Raw genomic sequence first — 2,515 nt, forward strand, 5'->3', positions numbered from 1 at the left:
GTAAGCGCCAAGGCGATGCCACATGGCGGGTTTGGTTCTGATCTGAGATTCTTCGGCTTGTTTTAGCGAAGGATCTCGTGATGGAAATTTCTGTATCCACGCCTATGCCTGATGACAGAAATTGTCATGTGATCGAGGCGTTGGAGGCTCGCCCCCTGCGCGGGCGCCGGGGTTGGTCCACCGAAGCGAAGGCGCGTCTTGTCGCGGAGACGCTCGTGCCTGGAGCGAATGTTTCGGCGATCGCTCGTCGGGTGGGGATGGCGCCGTCGCAGTTGTTCGGCTGGCGGCGCCAGGCGCTGGCCCGCGGCGAGGTGTCCATCGCCGATGGCGATCAGCCGATGACCTTTACGCGCTTTGAAGCAGTGCGCAGCGCGCCGGTCGAGATCGTGATTGGCGATATCGTGGTTCGCGCCGGCCCCGATGTCGGTGCCGACCATCTGGCCGCGGTTATCCGTGCGGTTCGCGCGGCATGATCCCGTCGGGCGTGGAGGTGTACGTCGCGAGCACGCCGGTGGACTTCCGCAAGGGCCCAGCGTCGCTCATCGGCCTGGTGCGCGATGGTGGCGTCGACCCGTTCAATGGGGCGCTCTACGTCTTCCGTTCCAAAAGAGCCGATCGGGTTAAGATCGTCTGGTGGGACGGCAGCGGGGTCTGCCTTTTTGCGAAAACGCTGGAAAAGGCGCAGTTTTGCTGGCCCCGTGTCGCGCCGGCGCGCGTGCGGCTGAACCATGCGCAACTCCTTGCGCTCGTTGACGGGATGGACTGGAAGAAGGTCCGGCCATCGAGCGTGAAGCGGCCACTATCGGCCGGCTGACGCGGCTGTGGCAAAGTGAATCACGCTGTTGAAACGATTGGGAAAATCGCGCTGTCCGTGCTGAGATGCGGTCGATGTCGCCGACCGTCGCAGAGCTTCCCGACGATGTTGATGCGCTGAAAGCGATGGTCCTGGCTATGGCTGGGCAAGCGGCCTGTCTCGAGGCACGCAATCGCGATCTGGAAGCGCAGGCCCACCATCTTGAGCTGGTCAACAAGGCGGCCGACGAGCGGATTGCGGCGCTGACGGCGATCGTGAAGATGCTGGAGCGTGCCCGTTACGGCCGGCGCTCGGAGCGGCTGGATGGCGCGGTGCTGGACGACGATCAGTATGCCTTCGTGCTCGACGAGATCGAGACGGGGCTTGCGGCGATCCAGGCGGAACTGCAGGCGGCCGACCCGGAACGCCCGAAGCGCGCGCCGCGGCCACGGAAGGGATTTGCGCCGCATCTGGAGCGGATCGAACGGGTGATCGAGCCTGAGATCCCGCCCGGTTGCGAAGGGCTGGAAAAGGTGCTGATCGGCGAGGACGTCTCGGAGCGCCTCGACGTGACGGCGGCGAAGTTCCGGGTGATCGTCACCCGCCGCCCGAAATACGCCTTCCGGGGTCATGATGGCGTGATCCAGGCGCCGGCTCCGGCCCATCTCGTCGAAAGCGGCCTCCCAAGCGAGGCGCTGCTGGCCCAGATCGCCGTCTCCAAATATGCCGATGGCCTGCCGCTCTACCGACAGGAAGCGATCTACGCCCGCGACCAGGTCGAGCTCAGCCGCTCGCTGATGGCGCAATGGATGGGCAAGGTCGGCTTCGAACTCACGCCTCTGGCCGATTACGTCCTGGAGCGCATCAAGCAGGGCGAGCGGGTCTTCGCCGACGAGACCTCGCTGCCGACCCTGGCGCCCGGAACCGGAAAGGTCCGAAAAGCCTGGCTGTGGGCTTATGCGCGCGATGATCGCCCCTTCGGCGGGACGTCGCCACCCATGGTCGCCTATCGCTTCGAAGACAGCCGCGGTGGTGAATGCGTCTCGCGTCATATGAGGGGCTTCACCGGCATCCTTCAGGTCGATGGGTACTCGGCTTATACACAGCTCGCCAAGGCCAAAGCCGGCGCCAATGAGACCATCGCGCTTGCGGGCTGCTGGGCTCATTTACGCCGCCGGTTCTACGAACTGCACATCAACGGCAGCTCTCGGATCGCGACGCAGACCGTCACCACGATGGCCGAGCTCTGGTCCATAGAGGAGGCGGTTCGCTGCCAAAGCGCCGCCGCACGCGCAACTGCCCGCCAGGACCGCTCCGCTGTCATCGTCGCCGAGCTCTTCAGGCTTTGGGAAACGCAGCTTCCACGAATCTCCGGAAAATCGAAACTGGCCGAGGCCATCCGCTACGCCACATCCAGGCGAACGGCCCTTGAGCGCTTCCTCGACGACGGCCGCATCGAAATCGACTCCAACATCGTCGAGCGCGCCATCAGGCCCCAGACCATTGTCAGAAAGAACGCGATCTTCGCCGGCAGCGACGGCGGCGGACGGACTTGGGCAACCATCGCGACCCTGCTCCAGACCTGTCGCATGAACGACGTCGATCCGCTCGCCTGGCTCACCCAGACCCTCGAACGCATCGCCAATCGCTGGCCCATCTCTCAGATCGACCAGCTCATGCCTTGGAACTTCAAGAACTGAACGGTTCCAGCTACGCGCTTAC

3 protein-coding genes are annotated in these 2,515 nt (G+C 64.3%); all 3 read left to right on the forward strand.

Going from position 1 to position 2,515, the window contains the following annotated elements:
* Positions 1–80 precede the first annotated feature (80 nt).
* The 3 genes from ACFPOB_RS30420 to tnpC all read left to right on the forward strand — a co-directional run bounded on the left by ACFPOB_RS30420 (position 81) and on the right by tnpC (position 2,493).
* Positions 81–473: a transposase gene (locus ACFPOB_RS30420; protein WP_377801882.1), complete on the forward strand. Its 393-nt coding sequence runs from the start codon at positions 81–83 to the stop codon at positions 471–473.
* The gene (tnpB, locus tag ACFPOB_RS30425; RefSeq protein ID WP_377801883.1) at positions 470–814 is read left to right on the forward strand and encodes an IS66 family insertion sequence element accessory protein TnpB; all 345 of its coding nucleotides are present in this window, start codon (positions 470–472) and stop codon (positions 812–814) included. Before ACFPOB_RS30420 ends, tnpB begins: the two co-directional genes overlap by 4 nt.
* Before the next feature lie 74 nt (positions 815–888).
* Entirely contained in the window at positions 889–2,493 is a 1,605-nt protein-coding gene (tnpC, locus tag ACFPOB_RS30430; RefSeq protein WP_377801884.1) for an IS66 family transposase, read from the forward strand.
* Positions 2,494–2,515: the final 22 nt, after the last annotated feature.

Source organism: Allobosea eneae (assembly GCF_042657265.1).
In the GTDB taxonomy this organism is placed as follows: domain Bacteria; phylum Pseudomonadota; class Alphaproteobacteria; order Rhizobiales; family Beijerinckiaceae; genus Allobosea; species Allobosea eneae.